Here is a 25,543-nt window from a genome sequence, read left to right as displayed (position 1 = left end):
TAAGCTAAGAACATCGGGAGCCGGATGCACGGAAACGCGCACGTCCGGATCTAACTGAGAGGTGCGGGGAATAACATCCCCCATCGACTCAACCAGTCTGAGATCAGCTCACCACTAAAACAGCAGCAATTATTACAATTTATAGAGACTATTTTGGCTTACAAGTTTCCTGCAATGAGTAGGGAGGAGATGGAGGACATGTTTGGCTTAAGCGAGTTAAAGCAAACCAGATTTTATCAGGAAGCCTTTCAGGAAGGTATTGAACAAGGTATTGAACAAGGTGAGGTTAGAGGTGAGCTTAAAGGTAAACTAAAAGCAGTACCAGCAATGTTGGCAGCAGGATTAACTGTAGAACAAGTAGCACAGGCGTTAGATTTGAGTATCGAAGAAGTTAGACAAGTAATACAAAGTCAGCCTTGAGAGGGATGTGTAAGTTTTATCCGTAACTCAAGCCAATTTTGGTTTGCGGTTCCCTAGACTTGATCATGACGAATTTATAGTTAATTTTTGTTAATATTAGAAGCGGTATTAGTACTTCGTCTTTAACCACCCACTCCCTACCTGAGAGAAACTTAATGCTGCGATTAGAACATATAAGTAAAATTTATCCCACAGGCGAAGTTCTCAAAGATATCAACTGGGAAGTTAAACCAGGCGATCGCATTGGCTTAGTCGGTGTCAACGGTGCGGGAAAATCCACCCAACTCAAAATCATCTCTGGGGAAATTGAACCTACCGCCGGCGAAATCATTCGTCCTAATAGCTTACATATAGCTTACCTCAACCAAGAATTTGAAGTAGACCCCAGCCGCACCGTTAGAGAAGAATTTTGGACTGTCTTCAAAGAAGCTAACGAAGTACAGTTATCTCTGGCGCATGTGCCACGAGAGATGGAAACGGCTACTCCAGAGGAACTGGATCGACTGATCGACAAGTTGGATCGCTTGCAGCGCAAATTTGAAGCCTTGGATGGCTACAACTTAGATGCACGCATCGGGAAAATCTTACCAGAGATGGGGTTTGGGCTAGAAGATGGCGATCGCCTCGTCAGTGCTTTCAGTGGTGGTTGGCAGATGCGGATGAGTTTAGGTAAAATTCTCCTGCAAAAACCAGACTTGTTGCTGCTGGATGAACCGACTAACCACCTGGATTTAGAAACCATTGAGTGGTTAGAAAATTACCTCAAAGGGCTGGTTACGCCAATGGTAATAGTCTCCCATGACCGGGAGTTCCTTGACCGCCTCTGCACTCAAATTGTGGAAACTGAACGTGGCGTTTCCAGTACCTACCTTGGGAACTACTCAGCATATTTAGAACAAAAAGCTGAAAGTCAATCAGCACAAGTTAGTGCTTACGAACGCCAGCAGAAAGAATTAGAGAAACAGCAAACCTTTGTTGATAGATTTCGCGCCAGTGCTACCCGTAGTACCCAGGCAAAAAGCCGGGAAAAGCAACTCGACAAAATTGAGCGCATTGAAGCACCCATTGCAGGAGTAAGAACTCTACACTTCCGTTTTCCTCCTGCACCCCGCAGTGGACGCGAGGTAGTGGACATTAAAGATTTAACTCATCTTTATGGTGATAAAATCCTGTTTTTGGCAGCAAATCTCCTTATTGAAAGGGGCGATCGCATTGCATTTCTTGGCCCTAATGGTGCTGGAAAATCTACCCTTCTGCGCGTAATTATGGGTATGGAACCACCCACAGAAGGTAGCGTTATATTAGGCGATCACAACGTTATTCCCGGTTACTTTGAGCAAAATCAAGCTGAAGCCTTGGACTTGAAGAAAACTGTCATGGAAACTATTCATGATGAAGTTCCAGACTGGGATAATCAAGAAGTACGCACACTTTTAGGACGCTTCTTATTCACTGGTGATACTGTATTTAAGGCAGTTGGCGCATTAAGTGGAGGAGAAAAAGCTCGTTTGGCGTTGGCAAAAATGCTCTTACGCCCCGCGAACTTACTAATTTTAGATGAGCCGACAAACCACCTAGATATTCCAGCTAAAGAAATGCTGGAAGAAGCGCTCAAAAATTATGATGGTACGGCAATTGTAGTTTCCCACGATCGCTACTTTATTTCTCAGGTAGCGAACAAAATCGTCGAAATTCGTGATGGCGAATTCCGCGTTTACTTAGGAGATTATCATTACTATCTCCAGAAAATTGCCGAAGAAAAAGAACAAGCAAAATTAGCTGCAATAGAAGCCGAAAAAACAGCGAAAAAAGCTGCTAAAGCTGCTAAAGCTTCCACGAAAAGGAAATAAGAGGTTGGATAATGCCTTAGTAGTAGCGCGAAAACCTACTACTAAGTAATCACTCGTTAATAGCGCTCAAAGACATCATAGAAAAATTACTAAAAATTAAAAATCTTTCAAAACACTGCAAGTCGTTCATAAAAGAACTGTAAGAGGATGTTTGAAAAGTATTATTGCTAACACTCAAAGCTTGGAAACCTAACCCACTGAGCAAGCCTTCTCTACAAGGGAATGGGGGTTTCAAAGCCTCTCGGCCTTTCGGGGAGAGGAATGGAAGCGGGGTTTTTAGTATACTTTAAGACTTTCCAAACATCCTTTAAGGATTCAGGTGTTTAAAACCTAGTCACAGAGAGTGTTTCAAAATTGGCTTTATAGTTTAGTCAAAACATTGTTTGCAATAAGCGAGGAAATTAAGCCATTTTGCAAAAGTTTATTGAGAATAGGCTTTTCTAGCTTTTTTCTCTAAACGCTTATAGGACAATAGTTTTAGCAATTTTTAACTGACCTGAATCCTTACAAAGAATTTAATAAGCATATCTCTCCTTGCGGCTTGGATTAGCAAATGATTTCCCTAAGTTTATGAGTAGCAATTGCTACTCATAAACTAATCAATAATTTAAAAATCACAAAAATACACACAAAATTTACCAAGTTTAAGAAAAATCTAAGAAAACTATAAAGTAATTAATAAAAAAATTTAATAAGCATATATAGCCTTGCGGCGTGGATTAGCAGTGGTATCATTCGAGTATTACAAAAAGTAAAGGGCAATTTTACTATGACCAAAGCACCTGTTGCTCCTGTGGTGCTAGTCATTTTAGACGGATGGGGCTACTGCGAGGAAACGCGAGGAAACGCTATTGTTGCTGCTAAAACTCCAATCGTGGACAGTTTATGGGCAGCTTACCCGCATACCCTCATCCACACCTCAGGAAAAGCTGTAGGGTTGCCAGAAGGTCAAATGGGCAACTCGGAAGTTGGTCATTTGAACATTGGTGCTGGGCGAGTTGTACCGCAAGAACTGGTACGCATCTCCGATGCGGTCGAAGACGGTTCTATTACCTCAAACCCAGCACTCGTCAAAATTTGCCAGGAAGTTCGCTCTCGGAATAGCAAGCTGCATCTAGTAGGCCTTTGTTCTGAGGGAGGGGTACATTCGCATATCACCCATCTATTCGGACTACTTGACTTAGCCAAAGACCAGCGAATTCCAGAAGTTTGTATCCACGCTATCACCGATGGTCGTGACACCGCCCCAACTGACGGCGTAAGAGCAATCACACTGCTGCAAGATTATATAGACCGCGCAGGAATTGGGCGCATAGTCACCCTCAGCGGTCGCTACTACGCGATGGATCGCGATCACCGTTGGGATCGGGTCAAACGTGCCTACGATGTGATGACCCAAGATAGTGTTGGTAATGGTCTCAAGGCTGTGGAAGTCTTGCAAGCATCTTACGACCAAGGGGTAAAAGACGAATTTGTCAACCCAATCAGAATTGCTCCCGGCGCAATCGAACCAGGGGATGGGGTGATATTTTTCAACTTTCGCCCCGATCGCTCCAGACAACTGACTCAAGCTTTGGTCAGTCCAACGTTTAAAGGTTTTGAAAGACAGCAAATCACACCGTTGTCCTTTGTCACCTTTACGCAGTACGATTCAGACTTACCCGTGGCTGTAGCCTTTGAGCCTCAAAATTTGAGTAATATTCTGGGAGAAGTAATAGCCAATCATAGTCTCAACCAGTTCCGCACCGCCGAAACAGAAAAATACGCCCACGTCACCTATTTCTTTAATGGGGGTCTGGAAGAACCTTTTGCCGGAGAAGATCGGGAATTAGTAAGTAGCCCGATGGTAGCGACTTACGATCACGCCCCAGCCATGTCAGCAGCAGCAGTTACAAATGTAGCGATCGCTGCGATTCAAAAGGGTACGTATTCCCTAGTTGTGATTAACTATGCCAACCCAGACATGGTAGGGCATACTGGTCAAATCGAAGCTACCATTACAGCAGTTGAAACAGTTGATCGCTGTTTGGGACGCCTACTAGAGAGCGTTATCAAAGCCGGCGGTACAACAATTATTACTGCCGACCACGGCAACGCTGAGTATATGCTAGATAATGGGGGTAATCCCTGGACAGCTCATACCACTAACCCAGTCCCCTTGATTTTGGTGGAAGGAGAGAAAGTCAAAATCCCTGGATATGGTACAAATGTCGAACTGCGAAACGATGGCCAGCTATCCGACATCGCCCCGACAATTCTAGAGATTTTACAGTTGCCTCAGCCACCAGAAATGACAGGGCGATCGCTGCTGAAAACAGCAGAATATGAGTTACAACGCACTCGCACCCCCGTGCAAGTAGGGCTGTAAAAGAGTTAGGAGTTAATAGTGAGGAGTTAATAGTGAAAAGTGATGAATTAAAACTTTCCTAACTCCTAACTCCTAACTCCCAACCCTGACTCCTGTTTTTTAAAACTTTTTATAAATGAGATTCCTACCATGACAGCTTCTAATATTGTGCAAGGCATTTGGGCATTTTCCGCCACTGGTTTGATTATCTTGGTTTTACTGCATAGCCCCAAAGGTGATGGTATTGGAGCCATTGGCGGACAAGCGCAGCTATTTAGCAGCACCAAAAGTGCAGAAAACACCTTAAACCGAATTACTTGGGCCTTGACAGTAATTTTTCTCGGTTTAACAGTAGTTTTAAGTGCTGGTTGGCTGCCTAAATAAGGATAGGTCAGCCTCTTCGAGAAGTCAAAAGTCAAAAGTCAATGGTGAGAAGAACCCGATACGCGATATTTAACACCGTAATAAATTTAATTTCACGGCGGTTAATTATAGCTCTTGCCTTATTTGTTGGCACAGGGCTATTAATCGTTTTTACAAATCTCCAGTCGAGTCATGGGTTTACAATAATACCAAAACATGCATCTTCAGACTTAATAATCTTTCTCCCCACCTCATCTTCCCCAAAACCTCATCCTTTACCGCTTACACTTGCACAATGGCAAGATAGCACTAACAGTGGTGACTACTTTTCTCAAGTCACAACAACCCAAGTAGGTTATTTAGTCTGGTCACAATTTCCCGTTCGAGTTTATGTAGAACCACCAAAAGCTGTCAGCGAAAAACAAGCTCAAGCATGGGTTAACGGTGTCTTGCAGGGTGTGCAAGAATGGAGTACTTATTTGCCTTTGACAATAGTCGAACAGCCAGAAATTGCTGATATTACAATTGTGCGAAAAGCGCCACCTCTACAAATTTCCCCTGGTAGTAATATACCCCGTGCGCGATCGGCACAAACTACTTACGAGTTATACACCAGCAACAAAGTTTTATCCCACCGCTTCATCATCTTTTTAAGCCCCAGTCAAACAGGTGAGTATCTCATTGCAGCCGCCCGCCACGAATTCGGTCATGCGTTGGGAATTTGGGGTCATAGTCCGCTACAAACTGATGCGCTATATTTTTCTCAAGTTCGTAACCCGTCGCCTATTTCTGCCAGAGATTTAAATACTCTAAAGCGGGTTTATGAACAGCCAACCAGTTTAGGATGGTCTTTAGTGGATAATTCAAAGATTAATTGATCAATATCATCACTTACAATTAAAAAGATTTACAAGGCGTACAAAAATTTGGGCTGAAGATACACCAGCAGAAATATTTTATTCTACCGCTTTATCATCTTAGTGAGTCCTATAGGATTCCCTTTCTCTAAGCTCTGCGACTTAGCGGTAGAGGTCGCTGTGCTAAAACTTGTTTATAAAGTTCTTCCAGTAGAGTAATATTTTTACTGAGGGTATAGCGGTCTAATACACGCTGTCTGGCTTTTTGCCCCAGTAAGGTTGTTAACTCTGGATGGTCTTGCAACACTGGTAAGAGGGTTTTTAACTGCGATCGCGCTGTTTTGGTACTAATAACTACACCTGCGCCCTTTTCCAATACTTCTCCATCTGCACCCACGTCTGTTGCTAAACAAGCCAACCCACATGCCATTCCTTCTAACAGAGATAGGGACAAACCCTCTACTAATGAAGGCAAAACAAATACATCTGCGCCCCGCAAAATTTCGATGCGTCGGTCTTCATCAGCGACAAATCCTAACCAGATAATGCCGTATTCTGAACCATAAAACGGCTCTAAGGAAGACTTCAAAGGGCCGTCGCCCACAATTAGCAACTTACTACCAGGCCCCATTGCCGACTGTTTCCAAGCCCGGAGGAGGGCTTCGACATTTTTCTCCGGGGCTATGCGACCCTGATAGACAAACAAGCGTTCGGCTTTGAATTCTGCTTTTATTTTAGAAAGTCCTGGACAATACTTGGCGGTATCAACACCGTTGGGAATTACGGCAATATTTTCTTCCCGCACGCCCATCCCTGCCAATAATTCTCGCTGAATTTGAGAAAATACAATCACGCGATCGTAGTTAACTAAAAAAGGCGCGTAGAGCTGATAAGCCAAAAGTTGTGTTCCCGATATCAGCTTTGCCCCCTTGCCAGCAAACGGTGTGTGAAAAGTGGCAATTAGGGGCAACCTCAGTTCCTCACAGATTTCCGGGAGAAAAAAGTCTAGAGGAGATAACGTCAAGGAAGCATGGACTACATCTGGCTTGATTTCCCGCAGCGAATCGGTTAAAAGTTTGGTGGCTTTAAAAGTCGGAATTGTATAAACCTGGGACTTATAAATGAAAGGGAGGGAAACCTCTCGAAGATTTGGCCAATTGTCAGGTTCAGACTCTTCCTGGGCGAAGTGAAGAAAGCTAACTTGATGTCCCCTATCTAACAAGGCATTTGTAATTTCTCGACTGTAGGTGACATTGCCGCAAAAGGGTGATTTTTTTCCAATCCAGGCTATACGCATTCTTTATTTAGCTGTAAGAAAAGCGGGTTTGATCTATTACTTTTGTGTCCTTGGTGATTTTTATTTTATCTAGCTATACTTGCTGGTTTTTTTATTTATTAAAAATTCCCACAATACTCTAGTTTAAAAAGCCTATTCTCAGCTAATTAAACCAGTGGATTTATGGCTTTATTTATTCTACTTATAAGTTGTTAATCTCTGATATTTAAACAACTTATTCTGACTAATGTCAGATTCATATCCGGCAAGTATGTGATAAATTTTCACTGACCACAGTTTACCATGAACACAAAAGCTTTAAGTAAATTATTAATTACTTCAAGTTAATGAATAATAGCTCCTGTTAGCTGATAACTACTTATGTGAGTTATACCAAGTTAATATACCTCCTGAAAAGACGATCGCTGCTAATCCCAAAAACACTACCTGTAATCCCAGAAAGGTTTCTGCTACACCTGCTAATGCCAAAGGTAAGGAGAGGGCAATATTAATTACATTATTCTGCAAGCCAAAGACTTTACCACGCATTTCTGGAGGTGTTTCTGTTTGGATCGCTGTTTGCATGGGAATAGCTACTAGCGCCCCGAAGATACCTAATAGCGCCACCAGCAGAAGGATTAGCCACAGTTGGGTTGTAAATACTGATAGACCAATCAAGGATGCTGCCATGCCCATACAACCGTACAGACTTAGTTGGGTATAAGAGAAACGTTGACCAAATTGACCGAGAATTGTTGCTCCAGCAGCGATGCCAACACCGCCAGCTGCTAGTAAAAAGCCAAACTGGGAGGCTTTCATGTTGGGAATTATTTCTGCCATGCGAACCGCTAGAACAGTTAATGCTGCAAAGACAGAAAACAAGATAATTAGCTGAAGCAAAGCATTACGGACGCGCTGATTTGCTTTGAGGTAGGCAAAACCATCCCGTAAGTCAGAGAATACGTGGGGGAATTCTGTATCGGGGTCGTGGTGTTTTTCGTTGGTTGCCAGGAGGAATAAAATTAGTCCAGCGATCGCATAACTACCACCTACTAAAAATTCCTTACCTAAACTACCACTACCACCAATTTGCAGCCAAAGTCCATCGGCGATCGCTAACAACGGTTCACCGACGGCAAACCCAACAATTACTGATGCCATCATCGTTGTCGTGTAAAGCGAATTTGCCGAGAGTAAATGCTGTTCTTTTACTATCAAAGGAATTGCTGACTGTTCTGCAGGTGCAAAAAATTGCGTCAGTGTGGAAACTAAAAAAGTTACACCCAGGATGATTAGAAAACCTACTGGCAACACTCCTATTGGTTGCCAATCATGAGTCAACCACAGCAGGAAGGGAATTGACAAAACCAGGATGCCGCGCCAAATATTCGTTGCCACCAGCACAGCCTTTTTCGACCAGCGATCCACAAACACGCCAGCAACAGAACCAAACAATACGGCTGGAATAGTAAAAGCCATCATCAAGGCTGATACCCAACCACTAATACTCTGATTACTACCCTGAAACTGAGTATTAATCAAAGCAATCATCAGCACTAAATAAACTTTATCTGCTAGTTGCGAGAAAACTTGACCGCCCCAAAGAGCCAGGAAATTAGGATTTTTTAATACAGGCAAAAACCCCTGCGGTGTTATATTCTCCGAAACAGTTTCTCCACCTGAACCAGATCCATCTAATTTCGGTGGTTCTTTTTCTGGGGGAGAGGCTGGTGGCAAACTTTGCCCGTTGCTATCTACCTCAGCAGTGGTTAATTTGTCCTCAGATTCTGTTTCTGATTGACTTGGAACATCAGTTTTTGGCATCTGGGCTGTCCAACTTTGATCGTTTTGAGAAACGTCTTTTGGGGACATTTCTTGGCTATTGATTTGACTAGGTGTATACTTAGAAACGGCACTCAAGTGATTCCTGACTGTAGAATCTAATGCCCTATTCTGTTTTTTAACGAGGCTTGGTGACAAAGGCAGGATTTTTTTATCCAAATCAGACGGTTGCATCATGGTTGGCAGCAAAATAAGAGTCGATCAAAGTTGCAGAGCGAATAGGGCGACCTAATTGATACTGAGCATACTGGCGCAAAATCTGCTCAACAGATAACCAGTTATGATCTCTAGCACCATCAATTTGCATTATCTCTGGTTGTGACAGATGTTGAAGCAAAGCCAGTTCCATAGCACCCAGACGACTAGAAATCACAGGTATTTCTTGCCGATGCACAACAACTGTTTGGGAGCCAGGTTTTGGAGGTGATGGGATAATGTGCTGATTGGATGATGGAGAAAAAGATAAATTTCTTTGTATCCCCCTCTCCTTGTCTGCCTCTGTTCGTAAACGTTTCCAAGCTTCTAAGCAAACCGTTCCACCCGCAGGGATGCTAAATCCTACCTGCCAGTTGGGGTTTGTAAAGTCTGGCTTAAGGGAGCGCCCAGATAGGCAGCAAACTTGCACTTGCGGCGTTACTCCTGCTAAGGCTAAAAGGTGAAACACCCCATGAGCTAGATGAGCCAAAACACTAGATGCATTTGCACTAGACAACGCCTGCAACCGATGGAGATGTTCATTGAACAACTCATAAAGTTCTTCTTGAGGTTGTTCGCTCAAAGCTTGACACAAGACTATTTCTGCGAAATATTGGCTGGCTGCCAATTTTCCCAAATCTTTAGCTAAACCAGGATAAGTTTTTAACGTCTGTGCTTGAGTAATTTTATCAAGCGATCGCCCTTTTGCAATCAATAGTTCATTCACAACAAACATACCACTCCTGCCGCCCAGGCTGGAGTTGTGCTTACGTGCCCCTGGAGCCACTGCTCGAATCAGACCGAACTCTGGTGTCAAAATCGTCACTATTTTATCTGATTCTCCTAGCACCTGGGTTTTAAGATTAATTCCGGTTGCTTTGTAGGTTCTACTCATTAGTCATTAGTCATTAGTCATTAGTCATTAAGACAAAGAGAGAAGTTTTAGATGAGGCCAGAAATTTAAACACAAATGACATAGACGCGCCCGCGTCTTAAGGCAGGGTAGGACGAGAAACAAATGACTATTCACCCTTTCCCAGGTTATCGCGCTGGCGGATCAAATCGATACCACGAGATGTGCCTAATCTCGTAGCACCCGCTACGATTAAATCTAGGGCTTGATTGATAGTCCGGATACCACCCGAAGCTTTAATTCCCACCCTTTCTTTTGCCAATTCCTGCAAAAGTCGCACATCTGCCACTGTTGCACCACCATTCCAACCTGTACTAGTTTTTAAGAATGCCGCTCCCGCCTCCATAGCTATTTCAGCAGCTATTTTTTTCTCCGCATCTGTCAACAGGTTGGTTTCCAAAATTACCTTAACAGTTTGCCCAGTCTCTTCACAAATTTCGGCAATTTCTCGGTGGGCTTCTTCAGTTTTACCAGCTTTCAACCAGCCCAAGTTCATTACCACATCCAACTCAGTGGCCCCACTATCGGCCGCTTCTTGAGCCTCATACAGTTTCACTGCTGAAGTCGTAGCACCAGCAGGAAAGCCAATCACCGTACAGACTTTCGGGTTCTTGCCGTGGAGGAGTTCGACTGCTTGTTTGACATAGGCGGGGTACAAGCAAACCGCCGCAAAATTGAATCTGTATGCTTCTTCACACCATTGCTCAACCTGCTCTGGAGTAGCCGTTGGCGTTAACAGGGCGTGATCTATGAATGGCGCAATATCAATATCCGGATAGTCTGCTGCCATCGTGTCTTCTGCCAGTGATTGATTATTAAAGTTTATAAAAAATTAAAACATTTCTTATATATATATTAAACCATATTTATTACGAGTTTATCCTGAAAACAAGCTGTTGACTTCTCTTAGATGTTAGCTTTGTAGATCTCGCGGAATTACTGTAAGTATTTAAGTTGACATTAGGCAGTAGTAAGGTGAGGAATATCAACAGCATTTGTCACGCCAGTTCCGAAGAAGTTAATAATAGTTTTGGCTAAGGCCTTCGATGCTAAGTATGGTACGCCATTACCAATAGTCTTAAACATATTTGTGAGCGACATATTCTCTGGAAGTACAAAATTTGCAGGCAAAGATTGTATGGTTAAAGCTTCCGCTACAGATATTCGCCGGATTTTATAGGGATGCAAATGTACTTCATTATTTCCATAGCAAGCTGTCGGAGAGTAACGCCATCTGTGAAGACGCTTGAAAGACTTTTTAGAATCATCTCCTTCATCAATAGCAGCAAATCTTGTAATCCCTGCCCTTGGTTGAAAACAGTTTTCAGCATTGGGATGCTTCAGAACGTTATTTTTTGTAAACCAGTATTCTACGGTGAGTTCTTGAGGGATGCCATCAGGACAAGGCATTATGGAATTTTCTTGGAATGGTTCGCACTTACGCCAAGGATAAGCCAAAACCTTTTTTTGAGGATATAAAATGTGATTGTCCCAAGGAAAATATCCCTCAGGTAGTAACTTTTCACTACCGACTTTTATTCCTATATCCTTGATAAAATTATTTCGGAAACCAATCAGAATAATTCTTTCTCTATCCTGGGGTACACCATATTCGATAGCATTAATTAACCGCTCTGTTAATATATAGCCTGCTTCCACTAATTGTTGCTTGAGCGATTCAAAAAATAAACGGTGCTTTGTCGTTCTCCATAACCCCTTAACGTTTTCAAATAAAAAGAAATCTGGAAGATTGCGGCAAATTAATTCAACGTAAGAAGCAGAAAGCTTGCCATTATCTCCTGAACGTCCTCTATTTTTCCCGCCAATAGAAAAATCAGGGCAAGGAGGCCCGCCAATGAAGCCTACAATATTACTAGATTTGCGGCAGTCTTGTACTAACTCCCGCAGGTGTTGTGTTCGTGAACCTTCGAGAAGTTGGGTTACGTCTCCTGCTTCTCCGTCATGATACCCGTATTCTGGCAACGGCAGATTGAGAACCTGCCGTGAATAGCGGTATGCAGCCATGAATGAGGAAAAAATTTCATTGACGTAAACAATCTTAAAACCGCTGGTTTCAAAACCTAAATCTAGGAATCCTGAACCAGCAAAAAAGGAGAAAATACAAGGGCGATCGCTCATTCAATAACTAGTATTGTGAAACAGTCTTAATTAATATCGGGAGATTTAGGGTTTATACTTACGTACCAATCAGAAATATACACTTGAAATACTGTTTAAATAGTCAAAAAAATTCACACTTTCTCTAAGTATTTACTATCAAAGTTTACTCAATCTTTAAGGAAAATCCCTGACATCAAAAGAGTCTAAAGCCACAATTAAATATAGGAGTTTCCAAGCTCTAAACAATGTTTAAGACAAATATTTTGTCATTAAATAAAAAACCGGGGTACTTTGGACTAATTTTTTATGCGGATTTTAATTTACTCCTACAACTACTATCCAGAGCCAATTGGTATTGCTCCACTGATGACTGAACTAGCAGAGGGACTAGTGAAGCGTGGGCATCAAGTGCGCGTAGTCACCGCTATGCCCAATTACCCTGAGCGTCAAATTTACCAGGAATATCGGGGCAAGTGGTATGTCAACGAATACAAAAATGGCGTTCAAATTCAACGTAGTTACGTTTGGATTCGTCCACAACCCAACCTATTAGATCGGGTGTTACTAGATGCTAGTTTCGTTGTCACTAGTTTTGTGCCTGCCCTCTTCGGTTGGCGTCCAGATGTTATTCTCTCAACATCGCCATCCTTGCCAAGCTGTGTACCAGTTGCTCTTTTAGGATGGTTACGTGCTTGTCCTGTGATCTTAAATCTACAAGATATATTACCAGAAGCAGCCGTCCACGTCGGTCTACTGAAAAATAAATTGCTCATCCAGTTGTTTACATTATTGGAAAAATTTGCTTACCACACTGCCAGTAAAATTAGCGTCATCGCCGATGGTTTTGTGGAAAACTTGCGTTCTAAGGGCGTAGAAGCTGACAAAATTGTGCAAATTCCCAACTGGGTTGATGTAAATTTTATCCGCCCTTTGCCTAAAGAAAATAACCCTTTCCGCGCAGCACATAATCTAAATGGCAAATTTGTAGTACTTTATTCTGGTAACATTGCCCTAACCCAAGGCTTAGAAAGCGTTGTCAAAGCTGCTTCTGTGTTGCGCCATATCCCAGATATTGTTTTTGTGATCGTTGGAGAGGCAAAAGGTTTACAGCGATTGCAACAGGAATGTCTAGACTGCGGCGCAGATAATGTTTTGCTACTGCCATTTCAACCCCGCAAATCTTTGCCACAAATGTTGGCAGCTGCCGATGTTGGCTTGGTAGTGCAAAAGAAAAATGTTGTATCCTTCAATATGCCGTCAAAAATTCAAGTGCTACTTGCCAGTGGAGGGGCCTTAGTTGCCTCTGTCCCTGACAATGGTACAGCAGCAAGAGCCATCAGGCAAAGTGGCGGCGGAGTTATCGTTCCTCCAGAAGATCCCCAAGCTTTAGCAATGGCAATTTTAGATTTGTACCAAAACCCCGAAAAAGTCAAAACTCTGGGTTATAAAAGTCGTCAATATGCCGTTGAGCAATATGCTTTTGAGCAAGCTTTAAATCAGTATGAGTCCTTGTGTTACTCATTGACGGTAGATCGTAGAGCAATTCAGTCTACAGGCATAGTTACGAAACAAGAAGTTTAATCTTTGCAGCAAAGTTACATTGCATATGTAGAAATTGCAATTATGCCCTCAAATCTAGGTAGCAGGAGATTTTGAGGGTAGCTAATTCTATCAGTCAACATACAGCTATAGACAAGACAAGCAGGTTTTCAAGTGCATTGTTGAACTAAAAATCCCACGGCTTCACTTCATTCAATCCGTGGCTAAACCAATTTTTTATCCATACAACGGAGATATCTTAGTATCTCATCATACCTAGTAACATACGTATGACGATCGCACGCTTGGTAGACCAGTCATGAGTCTGCTGTGTTGTATCGTAGTTTTTAGCAGACAGTCTAAAGCCTAGATGTGGCGTTACCTGCGAATTACTAGCTTTAGATTACATATTATCCTGTTTGATGAATCTGCGATTATTTACGCTGGAAATTCTTGCTGGAAAGCTATTGGTTAATTTATCGCTGCACAAGAACCATCAACAATCAGCAGTTGCGGATGTCGAAATCTAAACAGCCAATTATCAAACTAGCCCCATAGACACCCGTTTTTTTGTTAGTATTCAAAAAAACCTATTGACACATTTGTTTAGATCAATTGTTTGTTGTTTGTAAGTAAATGTAAACAATTGTTTCAAAAGGAAGAAAGCACCTGAGGTTTAATGACTGATTATTTCCAAGGAAATTTCCCATTGCAATCTGTCCCACTGACGAAGAGTGCGGTAATAAGCCACGGCCAAACCGAAGAGGCGAGCAGAACCTTAGCTGCAACGATCGCTGTTGCGGCATCAGATCGCAAAGCAGGTGAGATTTTATTGCTCAAAGTAGCAGAGGTATCTTACTTGGCTGATTACTTTGTGATGATGACTGGCTATTCTAGGGTACAGGTCAGGGCGATCGCTCAAGCAATTGAAGGAAAAGTCGAAACTGAGTTGCAACGGCGTCCCATAAGGACAGAAGGAAAAGTCGAGGGGAGTTGGGTACTACAAGACTACGGTGATGTGATCGTTCACATCATGATGCCCAAGGAACGGGAGTTTTATAATTTAGAAGCGTTCTGGATTCATGCAGAACGTATTTCCCTTCCAGAATCTGATGAGGGTGAAAGTAAGCCAACATGATTAGGTCTTCGGTTTCAAATTGCCCAGTTCCCACAGACCAACAACCGCTCAATGAGTACGAAGAGTTAAAAACTTCCTGGCTGTTTCGTGATAGCACTTTAGATTGGCGCGAGTATATCACGAAAATTGTTTGGATTTGGGGTTTATCTTGGCTCTTAGCAGGGCCTGTAGCTGCGGCAAGTTTTCCCCCTCACAAGTATATTGCACATTTTATCATCTGTGGTGCAGCAGGAGCGAGTGTCGGGGTAATACTGGCACTGGTAAGGTTGTACTTAGGCTGGTTCTACGTGTGCGATCGCCTTTGCAATCCCACAGTCTTTTATGAAGAGTCAGGCTGGTACGACGGTCAAACTTGGACGAAGCCACAGGAAGTCCTCAACCGCGATCGCTTGATTGTTTCATACGAAATCAGACCTATTCTGCGGCGGTTACAATTTACCTTTGCTGGCTTGGCGGGAATGTACGTTATTGGTACTATAGTTTGGCATTTGTTTTAAAAAGTTATTAGTCATTAGTCTTTAGCTAAAGACTAATGACTAATAACTAATTAATTAAAAAAGGTGATAAATATAAACCCATGACAATGGGAAAACGAACTCAAGCCACAGCACTGGAAGTCCGGTTGCTGCGGGAAGGTATTATTGAATCCAGGCATATAGTCCAAGCTGTTGTATGCGACCAACGAGGACGGGTTCTAACCGTTGCCGGAAATTCTGAAACTGCTGCATTTATCCGTTCAGCCCTCAAACCATTTCAGGCACTCGCAGTCACCACCACAGGTACACTGGAACGCTATAACCTCAGCGATCGCGACTTAGCAATTATTACAAGTTCCCACAAAGGAACAATAGAGCAAGTCCGACAAGTATTTAACATCCTTTGGCGGGCCGATCTTGACCCAACTATCCTCCAGTGTCCAATTCCTGAAGGGAAGCGGAGTCCTCTGGAGTACAATTGCTCTGGTAAACATGCGGGAATGTTAGCCGTTTGTCAGCAGCGCCATTGGCCCTTGAATAACTACTTGGATCGCAAGCACCCAATACAGCAGTTGATTTTGGGCAAAGTAGCAGAGTTGCTACGAATGCCAGCTGAAGAATTTATCAGCGCTCATGATGACTGTGGCGCACCGACTTATCTGATGCAACTTGGTCATATGGCGTCTTTGTATGCGTTGCTAGCCTCTAGTACCAATTTGGATATGGAGCGCATCGTCCGTGCTATGACTCATCACCCCGCTATGGTAGCAGGAGATGGAGAATTTGATACAGAACTGATGCGTTTAACTCCAGGGGAACTGGTCAGCAAAGCTGGTGCCGAAGGAGTGCAGTGCATTGGTAGACTCGGTGAAGGCATGGGATTGGCAATTAAAGTCATGGATGGGGCAAAACGGGCAAAACATGCCATTGCTATTCACCTACTCCAGCAAATGGGTTGGATTAGTCCCAGCGCCGCAGAAAGCCTCTCAGAAAAGTTTGTCACCTTGGGAAAATACAAGCGTTTAGAAGTAATTGGAGAATTATCATTTTTGTAGTTGCCAAACTCTTGACTATAGGTTATGCTATAAAAGTCAAGAGCGACGCGGGATAGAGCAGCCTGGTAGCTCGTCGGGCTCATAACCCGAAGGTCAGTGGTTCAAATCCACTTCCCGCCACCAAATAAAAGATAAAACAAAACCCTACAATCATTAAAGATTGGAGGGTTTTGTTTTATTTTGATCTATTCTGGAAGAAATAGCCATCCAAAAAGTGCGGAGAATCATGGTTGTGAAGTTGCAGCGACCAATTTTAGTGGGAGGATTGGGACTGTCCTTTTCTCTGTGGATGTTACAAAGTTGGCATCATTCAATAATGCAGGTGGGTGAGTTTAGTTTATTGAGTGCCTTAGCTGTAGGCGGTGGTTTGTGGTTATTCCAACAAAATCGCCCCAAAGATAGTTTAGAGCAGCTAGATGCTATGTTCGTTGATCGGGCGACTGTGGAAAGTGCGATCGCTAAAACTGAAACTGTAATAAATCAACTGGCGCAAGAAGCAGAAAACCATACAGCCTTAGAGATACTCAGAGAACAAGTTGCCCAATTGTTGTTGGAATTAGACAGGCAAAAAATTAAAGTGGCTGTGACTGGCGGGAAATCCGTGGGTAAAAGCACTTTAATTCAAGTACTAAAGCAAAATGTAGAGACAGGAAATTTGGTGTCTTTAGAAGAGACAGCACCTTGGTTTAGAGAAGTGGGTGAAAATTCAGATGCGGCTATTTTGGCAGAAGTAGCAAAATCTGATTTTGTTCTGTTCTTGACAAATGGTGATTTGACAGACTCAGAATTTCAAACTTTACAGCAGCTAAAAGCAGCAAATCAGCCCACAATCCTGGTTTTCAACAAACAAGATCAGTATTTAGCCGATGAAAGCGCTAGCATTTTGCTGTCATTAAAACAGCGGATGCAGGGAAATGTAGTTGCAACTGCGGCCTCTCCCATTGCGATCAAAGTCCGAAAGCATGAGGCTGATGGTTCTGTGCAAGAGTGGATGGAACAACCAGCACCAGATATCCAGCAGTTGACGCAGCAGTTGGATCAAGTTTTGGCACAGCAAGGACAACGGCTGGTTTGGGTAACTACGATGAGGAAGGCCGGGTTATTGAAAGCTGAGGCGAAAAACTGGCTGAATGGAACCAGACGCGATCGCGCCACCCCAATTATTGAACAATATCAGTGGATAGCTGCTGCTGCTGCCTTTGCTAACCCAGTCCCAGCCCTTGACATCCTAGCGACTGCGGCAATTAATGCTCAGATGGTAATGGATTTAGGTAATATCTATCAGCAGAAATTTTCTCTGGAACAGGCACAAATTGTAGCTGGAACAATGGGAAGTTTGATGCTGAAACTGGGTTTAGTTGAACTTTCTACAAAGGCTATTAGTACTGTTCTTAAAAGTAATGCCGTTACCTTTGTTGCTGGTGGCGTCGTGCAGGGAGTAAGTGCAGCTTATCTGACTAGAGTAGGAGGGTTAAGTCTAGTTGAATATTTCCAACAGCAAGAAATAGCAATAGATTCTGGGACTAGTTTGAATTTAGAGAATTTGCGGCAAACGTTGCAAAAGGTGTTTGGGCAAAATCAGCAGATTGGTTTTCTGCAAGGGTTTGTTAAGCAAGGCATGAAGCGTTTGTTGCCAGAGGTGCAGCAGGTTGAAGTTGTAGGTATTCAGAAGGCAGTGGGTTAAGTTCACACAAAGGCGTAGAGGCGCAGAGTTTTTCTTAACGTCTTTGCGCCTTTGCATTAGGCTGAAAAATATGGTAATTGTTGCGACTCCTGTTTTGAGGATAGATAAATCATGAAAACGCCTTATCTTACAAACCCAGAAGGTGTTTTTAACAAAGATTTGTTAGAAACTATTGACATAAATGAGCTTCAAAACCTAGTTATTCAAACTAGACACAGGTTGGAAGAACGTATTAGTTCTCAATCTCCAGCCACTTCAATGTTTGTACAAATAACTCATTTGGCAGCTGAAGCTGAAGCGGCTAATGAATTATCAATAAAATCTTATAAATTCCAAGAAGCAAGTAATTTAGCTTTCAAACTCGCACAAGAGTATCAAGAAAATAACCTAAATACAGTTTTTGAATTATTAAATAATTATTCATCTTTATTGCGAGTAAATAAAAATTTTTCTCTAGCGTTATATTACTTAAATTTAGCCAAGGAAGCTAAAACTAACAATAACAAAGCAACACAATACAAAAACTATACTGAAGCCTTCAAATTACTCACAAAAGTTGTCACAAATTATTGGAAGCTTTGCCCGATCTACGTCCGTTGGATGCTAGATTTCTCAGCTAACAAACTGCTTGTAGATCAAGAACTGGGGCAAAAAAAAGTATTGTCTGAAATAAAGTTTTGGTTTCAGATGCTTTTACCTTCAATCAAAAGTTGTAAAAACTTAGTTGCTAATTACAGAAAGGCAAAAAGAGAGTACATACGTTCTGTATTAATGAACGTAGAAACATATCCAGATTTATATTTTCCTTTAGCAGAAAATATAAATTCTATTAAAGAATATGGTTTAACCCTCAATGATCTTCTTTCCGTATCTAAATATGCATACCGTGTTAACAATAAATTTCCTCAATTACAAGCCGTTCTATATGAAGCAATAGAAGAAACTATACAAATGATGAAAATGGGTGTAGATATTAGTGATCCATTAGTAATTACACCTGTGGGATGGATAGCACAAAAATACCCAGAAATTTCTGAATATTGTAATCAAATTCTCACAGAATTAGTAGAAAAGCAATTCAGCAATCCTCCGTTAGAAATTGAGGATCAAACAATGACAGGTGAGTTTTAACAAAACAATATACCAAGCATGAAGTGGGAAGAATTAAAAGGTGAGGGAGATGTTGCAGTCAAAAAGGTTTGTGATGGATTAGAAAAAAGAGGTATTAATGTGGGAAAGTCGATTATGAGTCAGTTTAGTACTGATGAAGACATTCCCGTGTATGATAGTTTAGGTAATAAGTTATTTTGGATATCTGTAAAAAGTGTGCCTGGAAACACTACAGATCCTAAAAAATTGCCAACAGGTTATAAAGGATGGATGTGTGGCGAAGTAGAGAGTAAACAGTGGATATATCCACCTATAGTAATTATTTGGTATTGTCTAAAGTCTAATGTAGCTTGGGGAGCAATAACACCAAAACGTCCTAGTACTGAGTGGTTTATTTATCCTGATAGGTATGGCATCATTAAAGATCAGCGAAAAAGTTATCTATCAGGTAAAACTTATTACATATATCCATCTTATTGTGTGCCAGTTGAAAGAATAATCAGTAAAGACGAAGTTATTGAATATATTAAACAATTATCCAGCCTTTAATTTAGAATGTGCGATCGCCCTTGTATTTTCTCCTTTTTTGTTGATTCAGGTTTCCTATATTTAGATTTTTAAATAGCAATATTAACATTATTTGTTTATGTCAAAAACATCTTCCACAATTTATCCAGCATATTGCCATTTACTCGGTGATTCACTTTTTACTTGTTAAGCAGAAGATGACATTTGCGTGGTGCTGTAGGTAAACCTAAAATTTACCCAAGCCCATTTAGGGCTTGGGTGTATTTAAGAATTATCGTGAGAGTTGGGAGTTACCAAAAAATTGTGAATAAAGGTAGTTAGCTAAACAGCACCACTGTTTCTGTTAAACAGCATAGCTATAGTTTTGAAAATTAGCTTTAAATCGTACACCAAACTCCAATTTTTTTGATACTGCAAATCCAGGCGAATTACATCTTCAAAACTACGGACTGTAGAACGTCCATTTACTTGCCATTCGCCAGTCATACCAGGTTTAACATCTAAACGTTGCCACTCTGGTACTTCATAGCGTTCCACTTCATCGGGTGTAGGTGGCCGGGTGCCTACTAAACTCATCTCTCCTTTGAGGACATTCCAAAATTGGGGTAATTCATCAAGACTAGTTCGCCGTAAAAAGCGCCCTACCTTGATAATTCTGGGGTCATTCTCATTCTTGAAAAAGGCACCTTGCACTTGGTTTTTAACTTGGGATTTCTTCGCTTCCGCATCCACATACATGGAGCGAAATTTCCAAATCTTAAACCGCTTCCCCATCCAACCACAACGGGTTTGACTAAAGAAAATGGGCCCGGGATCATTAATTTGAATAGCGATCGCAATCGGAATAAACAAAACTCCTGTAATTAATAAACCGATCACTGACCCTATAATGTCTAACAACCGTTTCATCCAAGATGCCACAGAAGGGTGAGTAGTGGGTAACTGCTCTACTTTACGGGAAGTTGTCTTCCGATTATCTACTAAGTCTTCTTGTTCTATTAGCAACCCATCGTCCACAGGCTCTAGGGGAAAAACCTGATCCAATCCCGTGAGTTTTAGGACTGCCATTACCTGAGGTGTTACATTCCGCAGTGTTAATGTAATCTCTTTCGCCTGGGCGTATTTAAAATTACTTACTAGGGCACCTAAACCACTACTATCCATAAAAGTAGTTTGTTGAAAGTCAATAATGATTTGCTTGGGATGTGAATTGGGCTGAATTAAGCCTTGGCAGGTTTGCTTAAAGCCTAAAGCCTCCAGCACGCTCAACCGCCTGGGCATCTGCACTATAGCCGTGTCGTTTAGGGAATTAACTGGAAAATCGACCTCTGTCGGTTGGCTAGTCATGAAGCTCTGCACTTTCGTTGCCATGTATAATATAATCTGCCAAACATTATTTTGTCCTAGAAAATTACCTAACCTAATATTGGAATCAGTAGTAATAAGGACTAATCGCTATTTACTGGGGCTGAGATTGGAGATCGCCAGCGACGATTCACAATAGAACAAGAAGCCAAAAAAGATCCTTGCTGTTGTGCCGACGCAGCACGATCGCGTTGCTCTGATCAAATAAATGATTGCTAAAACTCCAGTTACACCTACTGCACGCCTGATTGAGGTCTTTTCTGCCATTCAAGGGGAAGGACTGAATGTAGGGACACGTCAGATTTTTATTCGTTTTGCTCTGTGTGATTTGCGCTGTCATTTTTGTGATAGCGCCCACACTTGGAATCCACCTGCTACTTGTCGGATAGAGCGATCGCCTGGATTGCGCGACTTTGAAATCCACTCTAACCCTGTTCCATTACCCATATTAACTGAGTGGGTGGAACGACAAAATTTACCTTGTTTACACGATAGCATTAGCTTAACCGGGGGTGAACCACTTCTTCATGCCCAATTTTTAACGCAGTTTCTACCCCAAGTGCGAGCCATAACTGGTCTACCTATATACTTAGAAACTGGCGGACATCGCCCAGAACAACTGGCGATGATTCTCCCCTACTTAGACTCTGTTGGTATGGATTTAAAATTGCCCAGTGTTAGCGGCGAAAGTCATTGGCAAGAACATAGTAAATTTCTCCAATTATGTCATGATTCATATTTAAATGTTTTTGTCAAGATAATTGTGTCTCAAAACACAGATCCCGCCGAGTTGGAACGTTCAGCTTTGCTGGTGGCAGAGGTTAGTCCAGATATCTCAGTATTTTTACAACCTGTTACGCCTTTGGCAGTATCTGAACAATTTTCCCCAATACCTGTGCTTGCGCCTTCGAGCGATCAAGTTTTGACGTGGCAAGCTTTAATGAAGCGGTTTGTCAAGCACGTGCGTGTGATACCCCAAACGCATAAAATGCTGAACCAGCTCTAAAGGTTTTTGTAAAATTTGAGTTTTACAAAGATGTAGTCAAGAAAAAAGTAAGATTTTATGAAATAGTCATTGGGCTGCTGCTAATCAGGGAGGGAGCAGCCCCCCTTATTAGCATTCCCAGTCGGAGGCTCTTAACGAGGAAAACGTTTGATGTCAAAGTCTGAAGGGATTTGTGACACCAAAAAAAGTACCAGAACCAACAGCAAATGCTGGCCTAATACTTTTTGGTTAAAGCAGCGTTTCAAGTCTGTTTAAAAGTTATTTAGGTACTTTGTGGGGTGGGCAATACCCACCCAACCTACTTTCTGGTTTCTACAGTACGCCCTCATCTGTAGTTTTGGATTTGGCTTTTGCCTTATTGGCACTGCGTTTGAGAGCAGAGAGTCTTGCTTCGTATTTCGACCGTTGGCGCTTACTAGGAGTATTGTCAATCAGGGTTTTCAAGGCGCTACCGAGACTCTTGTAGGCATTGGGGAGGCTATAACCAAAACGAGTTGCCAAAGCGATCGCTTTTTCATCAGCATTGAGCAATTCTTTTAGTTGCTTTTCACCACTATTCTTTTGGTACAGTCGCCAGCCTGACACGCCACACAGCGACAAAGCTAACACCAATAGCAATCCATCTTGTACCCACAATTCACCCACAGCACCACCTAAACCGATGGCTAGTGCTGCCATTTCCCAACCATCTTTGGGAATTGTGTCATTTTGAACGCGAGCAACTTCATGCCAGAACAGCAGATTACGCTGATCCATTGCGAGGGCGTCCCATTTCACCAAGTCAATTTGAATTTCTACCTGGTCTTTACCAATTTCTTCGCAGCGGACCAGGGGTGGATTGACCTCAGTTGTGCCTTCAACCGTGACCCAGCTCTGTAATTCCGGCGGTAGTAAGCCTTTCAACCGCCGGAGTTCACTCATTTCCGCTTTGGCAGAGGAGGTTGCATAGGATGTCATAATATCCAGCCCCAGAAAATTTCAGTATATAGTGAGGGTATCACTTTGGAGTATAGCTATTTAAGTGATGATCCGTCTCACTCATTGGAAAAACTTCCTCGTTTTTTTCGCGCCTCCATTGCCTTTTCCAGCAAATCTAGTAATCCTGGGGCTTCTTCCTGGATACTGAGTAACAGTCTTTCCCCAAGTTCAATATTCCCCGGATCAAGACCTGTTACCATCACTTCTTTCAGGCGAGGTATCGCTATACCATCCACAATTTGAATTAACCCACTCAGACAACGGTGAAATTGTTTTTCTGTGAGAATCGAGTCTTCTAGAGGAAACTCAATAATGGCACGGATTTCGCCATCGGATGGGTCATACTCCCATTGCAACATTTTGGTTTCCCAGGAAATGGCAAGCATTGTCTGTAGGATAGCTCCCTTGTGAGGATGATCTTGAATTCCTGCCAGAACTTGAGGGGTAAATACCCGAAAAAATTTTCCCTCTTCATCCAGTTGGACAACTATTAGGAAATCTTCTAGGTTATCAGCCTCCACACCTGTTATAATTCGGTCTTCTTCATCATCAAAACGGTAGTCCCAACCAAGGTTATCTAAATAGTTGGCAATCTGTTTGAGGTTAGCTCCCATAAAAGCCTCATAAGGAACGTGGAGCAGCTGTTAACAGACTTAGTTTAACCTGCTAAGGGTAGTTGTTTAGGTTGGTGTGGCTACTTCTGATCACATAGAAGTATGCAATTACGGCACGGGGCAAAACAGTTTCTCTTTTCCGAGTTCCGAGTTCTGAGTAAAGAAGTGAGATTCCCTACTCAGCACTCAGCGTTCGACTGAGGGATCACGCCGAAGTCACTCAAAAGTTTTGAGGGGCATTGGGCATTGAAGATAGAAAAAACAGATGATCATTCGGCGCTATGAATTATATTTGATGAAGTACTATTGCTGATTATTAAAGAAGCGATAATCACTTTTTTTAAAATATTACCCAGTCAAGTATATAGCACTAACTAACTTAAATTTTAATATTATCTTCTAGGTTCAATGAATGTATTGCTAGATCAGGCATGGTGGCAATATTTTAAATCAAACTCGAAAGCTGAAGCCAAGTTGAGATAATTTCTACATAGCATCTGAGGCTTTTGAAAATATAAGTAAAAACTTTAACTACCGCTTTTCAAAGCGAATAAATATAGCATAGAGGCTGGTAGAGTTTTATATTACAAGCAACAAATTGTTTTCACGGAATGATTGTAGTGAGCAATACATTTTTGATGGTCTAGGATCAATGAAGTTTATGCGTAAATCAGCTTTAATTCTAGCGATCGCACCCCTAGTCTTTGCGATCGCTGCTTGTGGTGGAGATTCAGGACAAACAGCAAATACAGCCAGTACTCCAGCCGCACCAGCAACTCGAAATCGTTGGGCTAGTATTAAAAGCCGTGGCCAGGTAATTTGCGGTGTTAGTGGGGAAGTGCCAGGGTTTAGCTTTGTGGGAACTGACGGTAAATACAGCGGCATTGATGTGGATGTCTGTCGCGCGATCGCCGCAGCTTTGTTTGATAACCCAGATGCAGTAGAATTTCGCAATCTCAATTCCAAAGAGCGGTTTACAGCTTTGCAAACTGGGGAAGTAGACATTCTCAGCCGTAATACTACTTGGACACTTAGTCGCGGAACCACAGTCGGTCTGGAATTTGCGCCTGTGGTCTTTTACGATGGACAAGCGATAATGGTTCGCAAAAATAGCAACATTAAGTCCCTGGCAGACTTGAAAAATAAAGCAATCTGCGTTCAAACTGGTACTACTACTGAACAGAACTTAGCAGACCAAATGCGGAAACGGGGCATCACTTACAAACCTGTTGTGTTTGAAGACGTTAACATTACCTTTGCTACCTATGCCGAAGGTCGTTGCGATGGTATTACAGCTGACCGTTCAGCATTGGTTTCTCGAGGCACGATTCTACCAAAACCAGAAGATAATCTGATTCTCAATGAAGTGATTTCTTCAGAACCACTTGCACCAGCAGTTGCCAAAGGTTACACCAAGTGGGGTGATGTTGTCAAGTGGGTGGTTTATTCCCTGGTAAAAGCTGAAGAGTTGGGCATTACTTCCCAGAATGTGGGTCAGTTCGCTACTACTACTGATCCAGATATTAAGCGCTTTTTAGGTACAGAAGGCAACCTTGGTGAAGGACTTGGCTTAACTAACGACTTCGCAGCCAGGATAGTCAAGCACGTCGGCAACTATGCTGAGATTTACGATCGCAACCTCGGCCCCAAGACAAAACTGAATCTAGCTCGCGGTCAAAATCAACTCTGGAGCAAGGGTGGACTGCTTTATTCTCCACCGTTCCGGTAGAAGAGGGCAGGGGGAGCAGGGAAAGCAGGGGAAGAAAGAATAATAATGACTAATGACTAATGACTAATGACTAATGACTAATGACTAATGACTAATGACTAATGACTAATGACTAATGACTAATGACTAATGACTAA

Annotated in this window: 21 protein-coding genes, 1 tRNA gene and 1 pseudogene; 15 read left to right on the top strand and 8 right to left on the bottom strand. The window is 42.2% G+C overall.

What is annotated here, in order from left to right:
- Positions 1-93: 93 nt before the first annotated feature.
- The 5 genes and pseudogenes from V7K85_RS15055 to V7K85_RS15035 all read left to right on the top strand — a co-directional run.
- A pseudogene (locus tag V7K85_RS15055) lies at positions 94-420 on the top strand (Rpn family recombination-promoting nuclease/putative transposase); the annotation flags it as partial.
- Between the two features lie 155 nt (positions 421-575).
- Positions 576-2,270: an ABC-F family ATP-binding cassette domain-containing protein gene (locus V7K85_RS15050; protein ID WP_334814446.1), complete on the top strand. Its 1,695-nt coding sequence runs from the start codon at positions 576-578 to the stop codon at positions 2,268-2,270.
- Between the two features lie 769 nt (positions 2,271-3,039).
- Complete coding sequence (gpmI, locus tag V7K85_RS15045) at positions 3,040-4,638, top strand: 2,3-bisphosphoglycerate-independent phosphoglycerate mutase (protein WP_334814445.1); 1,599 nt, start codon at positions 3,040-3,042, stop codon at positions 4,636-4,638.
- 129 nt (positions 4,639-4,767) lie between these two features.
- Positions 4,768-5,001: a preprotein translocase subunit SecG gene (secG, locus tag V7K85_RS15040; protein WP_334814444.1), complete on the top strand. Its 234-nt coding sequence runs from the start codon at positions 4,768-4,770 to the stop codon at positions 4,999-5,001.
- A gap of 41 nt (positions 5,002-5,042) precedes the next feature.
- A complete protein-coding gene (locus tag V7K85_RS15035; protein ID WP_334814443.1) occupies positions 5,043-5,858 on the top strand; it encodes a peptidase in 816 nt (271 codons plus the stop codon).
- Positions 5,859-5,985: 127 nt separating this feature from the next.
- Here V7K85_RS15035 and V7K85_RS15030 read toward each other — a convergent pair whose 3' ends face one another.
- The 5 genes from V7K85_RS15030 to V7K85_RS15010 form a co-directional block, all read right to left on the bottom strand.
- Positions 5,986-7,134: a glycosyltransferase family 4 protein gene (locus tag V7K85_RS15030; protein WP_334814442.1), complete on the bottom strand. Its 1,149-nt coding sequence runs from the start codon at positions 7,132-7,134 to the stop codon at positions 5,986-5,988.
- A 354-nt stretch (positions 7,135-7,488) separates the two neighbouring features.
- Positions 7,489-9,129, bottom strand: coding sequence for an MFS transporter (locus V7K85_RS15025; protein WP_334814447.1), 1,641 nt, complete (start codon positions 9,127-9,129; stop codon positions 7,489-7,491).
- On the bottom strand, positions 9,116-10,045 hold the full coding sequence (gene recO, locus V7K85_RS15020; RefSeq protein WP_334814441.1) for a DNA repair protein RecO: 930 nt from the start codon (positions 10,043-10,045) through the stop codon (positions 9,116-9,118). The genes V7K85_RS15025 and recO overlap by 14 nt, the downstream gene beginning before the upstream one ends.
- A gap of 127 nt (positions 10,046-10,172) precedes the next feature.
- On the bottom strand, positions 10,173-10,853 hold the full coding sequence (gene deoC / locus V7K85_RS15015; protein WP_334814440.1) for a deoxyribose-phosphate aldolase: 681 nt from the start codon (positions 10,851-10,853) through the stop codon (positions 10,173-10,175).
- A 170-nt stretch (positions 10,854-11,023) separates the two neighbouring features.
- Positions 11,024-12,202: a DNA cytosine methyltransferase gene (locus V7K85_RS15010; protein WP_334814439.1), complete on the bottom strand. Its 1,179-nt coding sequence runs from the start codon at positions 12,200-12,202 to the stop codon at positions 11,024-11,026.
- Positions 12,203-12,490: 288 nt separating this feature from the next.
- Here V7K85_RS15010 and V7K85_RS15005 point away from each other — a divergent pair, with 288 nt between their 5' ends.
- The 8 genes from V7K85_RS15005 to V7K85_RS14970 all read left to right on the top strand — a co-directional run bounded on the left by V7K85_RS15005 (position 12,491) and on the right by V7K85_RS14970 (position 19,735).
- Positions 12,491-13,765, top strand: coding sequence for a glycosyltransferase family 4 protein (locus V7K85_RS15005; RefSeq protein WP_334814438.1), 1,275 nt, complete (start codon positions 12,491-12,493; stop codon positions 13,763-13,765).
- A gap of 637 nt (positions 13,766-14,402) precedes the next feature.
- Positions 14,403-14,861, top strand: coding sequence for a ribosome silencing factor (rsfS, locus tag V7K85_RS15000; RefSeq protein WP_334814437.1), 459 nt, complete (start codon positions 14,403-14,405; stop codon positions 14,859-14,861).
- Positions 14,858-15,358 carry a CGLD27 family protein gene (locus V7K85_RS14995; protein ID WP_334814436.1) on the top strand — a complete coding sequence of 167 codons (501 nt, stop codon included), beginning with the start codon at positions 14,858-14,860 and terminating at the stop codon, positions 15,356-15,358. Before rsfS ends, V7K85_RS14995 begins: the two co-directional genes overlap by 4 nt.
- 80 nt (positions 15,359-15,438) lie before the next feature.
- Positions 15,439-16,392, top strand: coding sequence for an asparaginase (locus V7K85_RS14990; protein ID WP_334814435.1), 954 nt, complete (start codon positions 15,439-15,441; stop codon positions 16,390-16,392).
- Between the two features lie 46 nt (positions 16,393-16,438).
- Positions 16,439-16,515 (top strand) — tRNA-Met (locus V7K85_RS14985).
- Between the two features lie 103 nt (positions 16,516-16,618).
- Positions 16,619-18,076, top strand: a complete 1,458-nt coding sequence (locus tag V7K85_RS14980) for a YcjF family protein (protein WP_334814434.1) — start codon at positions 16,619-16,621, stop codon at positions 18,074-18,076.
- 111 nt (positions 18,077-18,187) lie between these two features.
- Entirely contained in the window at positions 18,188-19,207 is a 1,020-nt protein-coding gene (locus V7K85_RS14975) for a hypothetical protein (RefSeq protein WP_334814433.1), read from the top strand.
- Positions 19,208-19,225: 18 nt separating this feature from the next.
- Positions 19,226-19,735, top strand: coding sequence for a hypothetical protein (locus V7K85_RS14970; RefSeq protein WP_334814432.1), 510 nt, complete (start codon positions 19,226-19,228; stop codon positions 19,733-19,735).
- Positions 19,736-20,035: 300 nt separating this feature from the next.
- On the opposite strand, the gene V7K85_RS14965 is transcribed toward V7K85_RS14970, so the two are convergent.
- On the bottom strand, positions 20,036-21,085 hold the full coding sequence (locus tag V7K85_RS14965) for an anti-sigma factor antagonist (RefSeq protein ID WP_334814431.1): 1,050 nt from the start codon (positions 21,083-21,085) through the stop codon (positions 20,036-20,038).
- A gap of 202 nt (positions 21,086-21,287) precedes the next feature.
- Here V7K85_RS14965 and V7K85_RS14960 point away from each other — a divergent pair, with 202 nt between their 5' ends.
- Complete coding sequence (locus V7K85_RS14960) at positions 21,288-22,085, top strand: 7-carboxy-7-deazaguanine synthase QueE (RefSeq protein WP_334814430.1); 798 nt, start codon at positions 21,288-21,290, stop codon at positions 22,083-22,085.
- A gap of 312 nt (positions 22,086-22,397) precedes the next feature.
- Here the strand turns inward: V7K85_RS14960 and V7K85_RS14955 are convergent, their stop codons facing one another.
- Together V7K85_RS14955 and V7K85_RS14950 are read right to left on the bottom strand one after the other, a co-directional pair.
- Entirely contained in the window at positions 22,398-23,042 is a 645-nt protein-coding gene (locus V7K85_RS14955; protein ID WP_334814429.1) for a DUF3318 domain-containing protein, read from the bottom strand.
- 77 nt (positions 23,043-23,119) lie between these two features.
- The gene (locus V7K85_RS14950; RefSeq protein WP_334814428.1) at positions 23,120-23,677 is read right to left on the bottom strand and encodes a hypothetical protein; all 558 of its coding nucleotides are present in this window, start codon (positions 23,675-23,677) and stop codon (positions 23,120-23,122) included.
- A gap of 661 nt (positions 23,678-24,338) precedes the next feature.
- Between V7K85_RS14950 and V7K85_RS14945 the strand changes: the two genes are divergently transcribed.
- Entirely contained in the window at positions 24,339-25,406 is a 1,068-nt protein-coding gene (locus V7K85_RS14945) for an amino acid ABC transporter substrate-binding protein (RefSeq protein WP_334814427.1), read from the top strand.
- Positions 25,407-25,543: the final 137 nt, after the last annotated feature.

It is taken from the genome of Nostoc sp. (assembly GCF_036917615.1).
Taxonomy (GTDB): Bacteria; Cyanobacteriota; Cyanobacteriia; order Cyanobacteriales; family Nostocaceae; genus Nostoc.
This window is presented reverse-complemented; position numbering and strand designations above follow the sequence as displayed.

Excerpts from the sequence above, each read along its gene's own strand:
- V7K85_RS15025 (WP_334814447.1), bottom strand. The coding sequence starts at position 9,129 with ATGCAACCGTCTGATTTGGATAAAAAAATCCTGCCTTTGTCACCAAGC.
- secG (WP_334814444.1), top strand. The coding sequence starts at position 4,768 with ATGACAGCTTCTAATATTGTGCAAGGCATTTGGGCATTTTCCGCCACT.
- V7K85_RS14975 (WP_334814433.1), top strand. The coding sequence starts at position 18,188 with ATGAAAACGCCTTATCTTACAAACCCAGAAGGTGTTTTTAACAAAGAT.
- V7K85_RS14950 (WP_334814428.1), bottom strand. The coding sequence starts at position 23,677 with ATGGGAGCTAACCTCAAACAGATTGCCAACTATTTAGATAACCTTGGT.
- V7K85_RS14995 (WP_334814436.1), top strand. The coding sequence starts at position 14,858 with ATGATTAGGTCTTCGGTTTCAAATTGCCCAGTTCCCACAGACCAACAA.
- V7K85_RS15010 (WP_334814439.1), bottom strand. The coding sequence starts at position 12,202 with ATGAGCGATCGCCCTTGTATTTTCTCCTTTTTTGCTGGTTCAGGATTC.
- V7K85_RS14945 (WP_334814427.1), top strand. The coding sequence starts at position 24,339 with ATGCGTAAATCAGCTTTAATTCTAGCGATCGCACCCCTAGTCTTTGCG.
- V7K85_RS15005 (WP_334814438.1), top strand. The coding sequence starts at position 12,491 with ATGCGGATTTTAATTTACTCCTACAACTACTATCCAGAGCCAATTGGT.
- gpmI (WP_334814445.1), top strand. The coding sequence starts at position 3,040 with ATGACCAAAGCACCTGTTGCTCCTGTGGTGCTAGTCATTTTAGACGGA.
- V7K85_RS14980 (WP_334814434.1), top strand. The coding sequence starts at position 16,619 with ATGGTTGTGAAGTTGCAGCGACCAATTTTAGTGGGAGGATTGGGACTG.
- recO (WP_334814441.1), bottom strand. The coding sequence starts at position 10,045 with ATGAGTAGAACCTACAAAGCAACCGGAATTAATCTTAAAACCCAGGTG.
- V7K85_RS14955 (WP_334814429.1), bottom strand. The coding sequence starts at position 23,042 with ATGACATCCTATGCAACCTCCTCTGCCAAAGCGGAAATGAGTGAACTC.
- rsfS (WP_334814437.1), top strand. The coding sequence starts at position 14,403 with ATGACTGATTATTTCCAAGGAAATTTCCCATTGCAATCTGTCCCACTG.
- V7K85_RS14990 (WP_334814435.1), top strand. The coding sequence starts at position 15,439 with ATGACAATGGGAAAACGAACTCAAGCCACAGCACTGGAAGTCCGGTTG.
- deoC (WP_334814440.1), bottom strand. The coding sequence starts at position 10,853 with ATGGCAGCAGACTATCCGGATATTGATATTGCGCCATTCATAGATCAC.
- V7K85_RS15035 (WP_334814443.1), top strand. The coding sequence starts at position 5,043 with ATGGTGAGAAGAACCCGATACGCGATATTTAACACCGTAATAAATTTA.
- V7K85_RS14960 (WP_334814430.1), top strand. The coding sequence starts at position 21,288 with ATGATTGCTAAAACTCCAGTTACACCTACTGCACGCCTGATTGAGGTC.
- V7K85_RS14970 (WP_334814432.1), top strand. The coding sequence starts at position 19,226 with ATGAAGTGGGAAGAATTAAAAGGTGAGGGAGATGTTGCAGTCAAAAAG.
- V7K85_RS14965 (WP_334814431.1), bottom strand. The coding sequence starts at position 21,085 with ATGGCAACGAAAGTGCAGAGCTTCATGACTAGCCAACCGACAGAGGTC.
- V7K85_RS15050 (WP_334814446.1), top strand. The coding sequence starts at position 576 with ATGCTGCGATTAGAACATATAAGTAAAATTTATCCCACAGGCGAAGTT.
- V7K85_RS15030 (WP_334814442.1), bottom strand. The coding sequence starts at position 7,134 with ATGCGTATAGCCTGGATTGGAAAAAAATCACCCTTTTGCGGCAATGTC.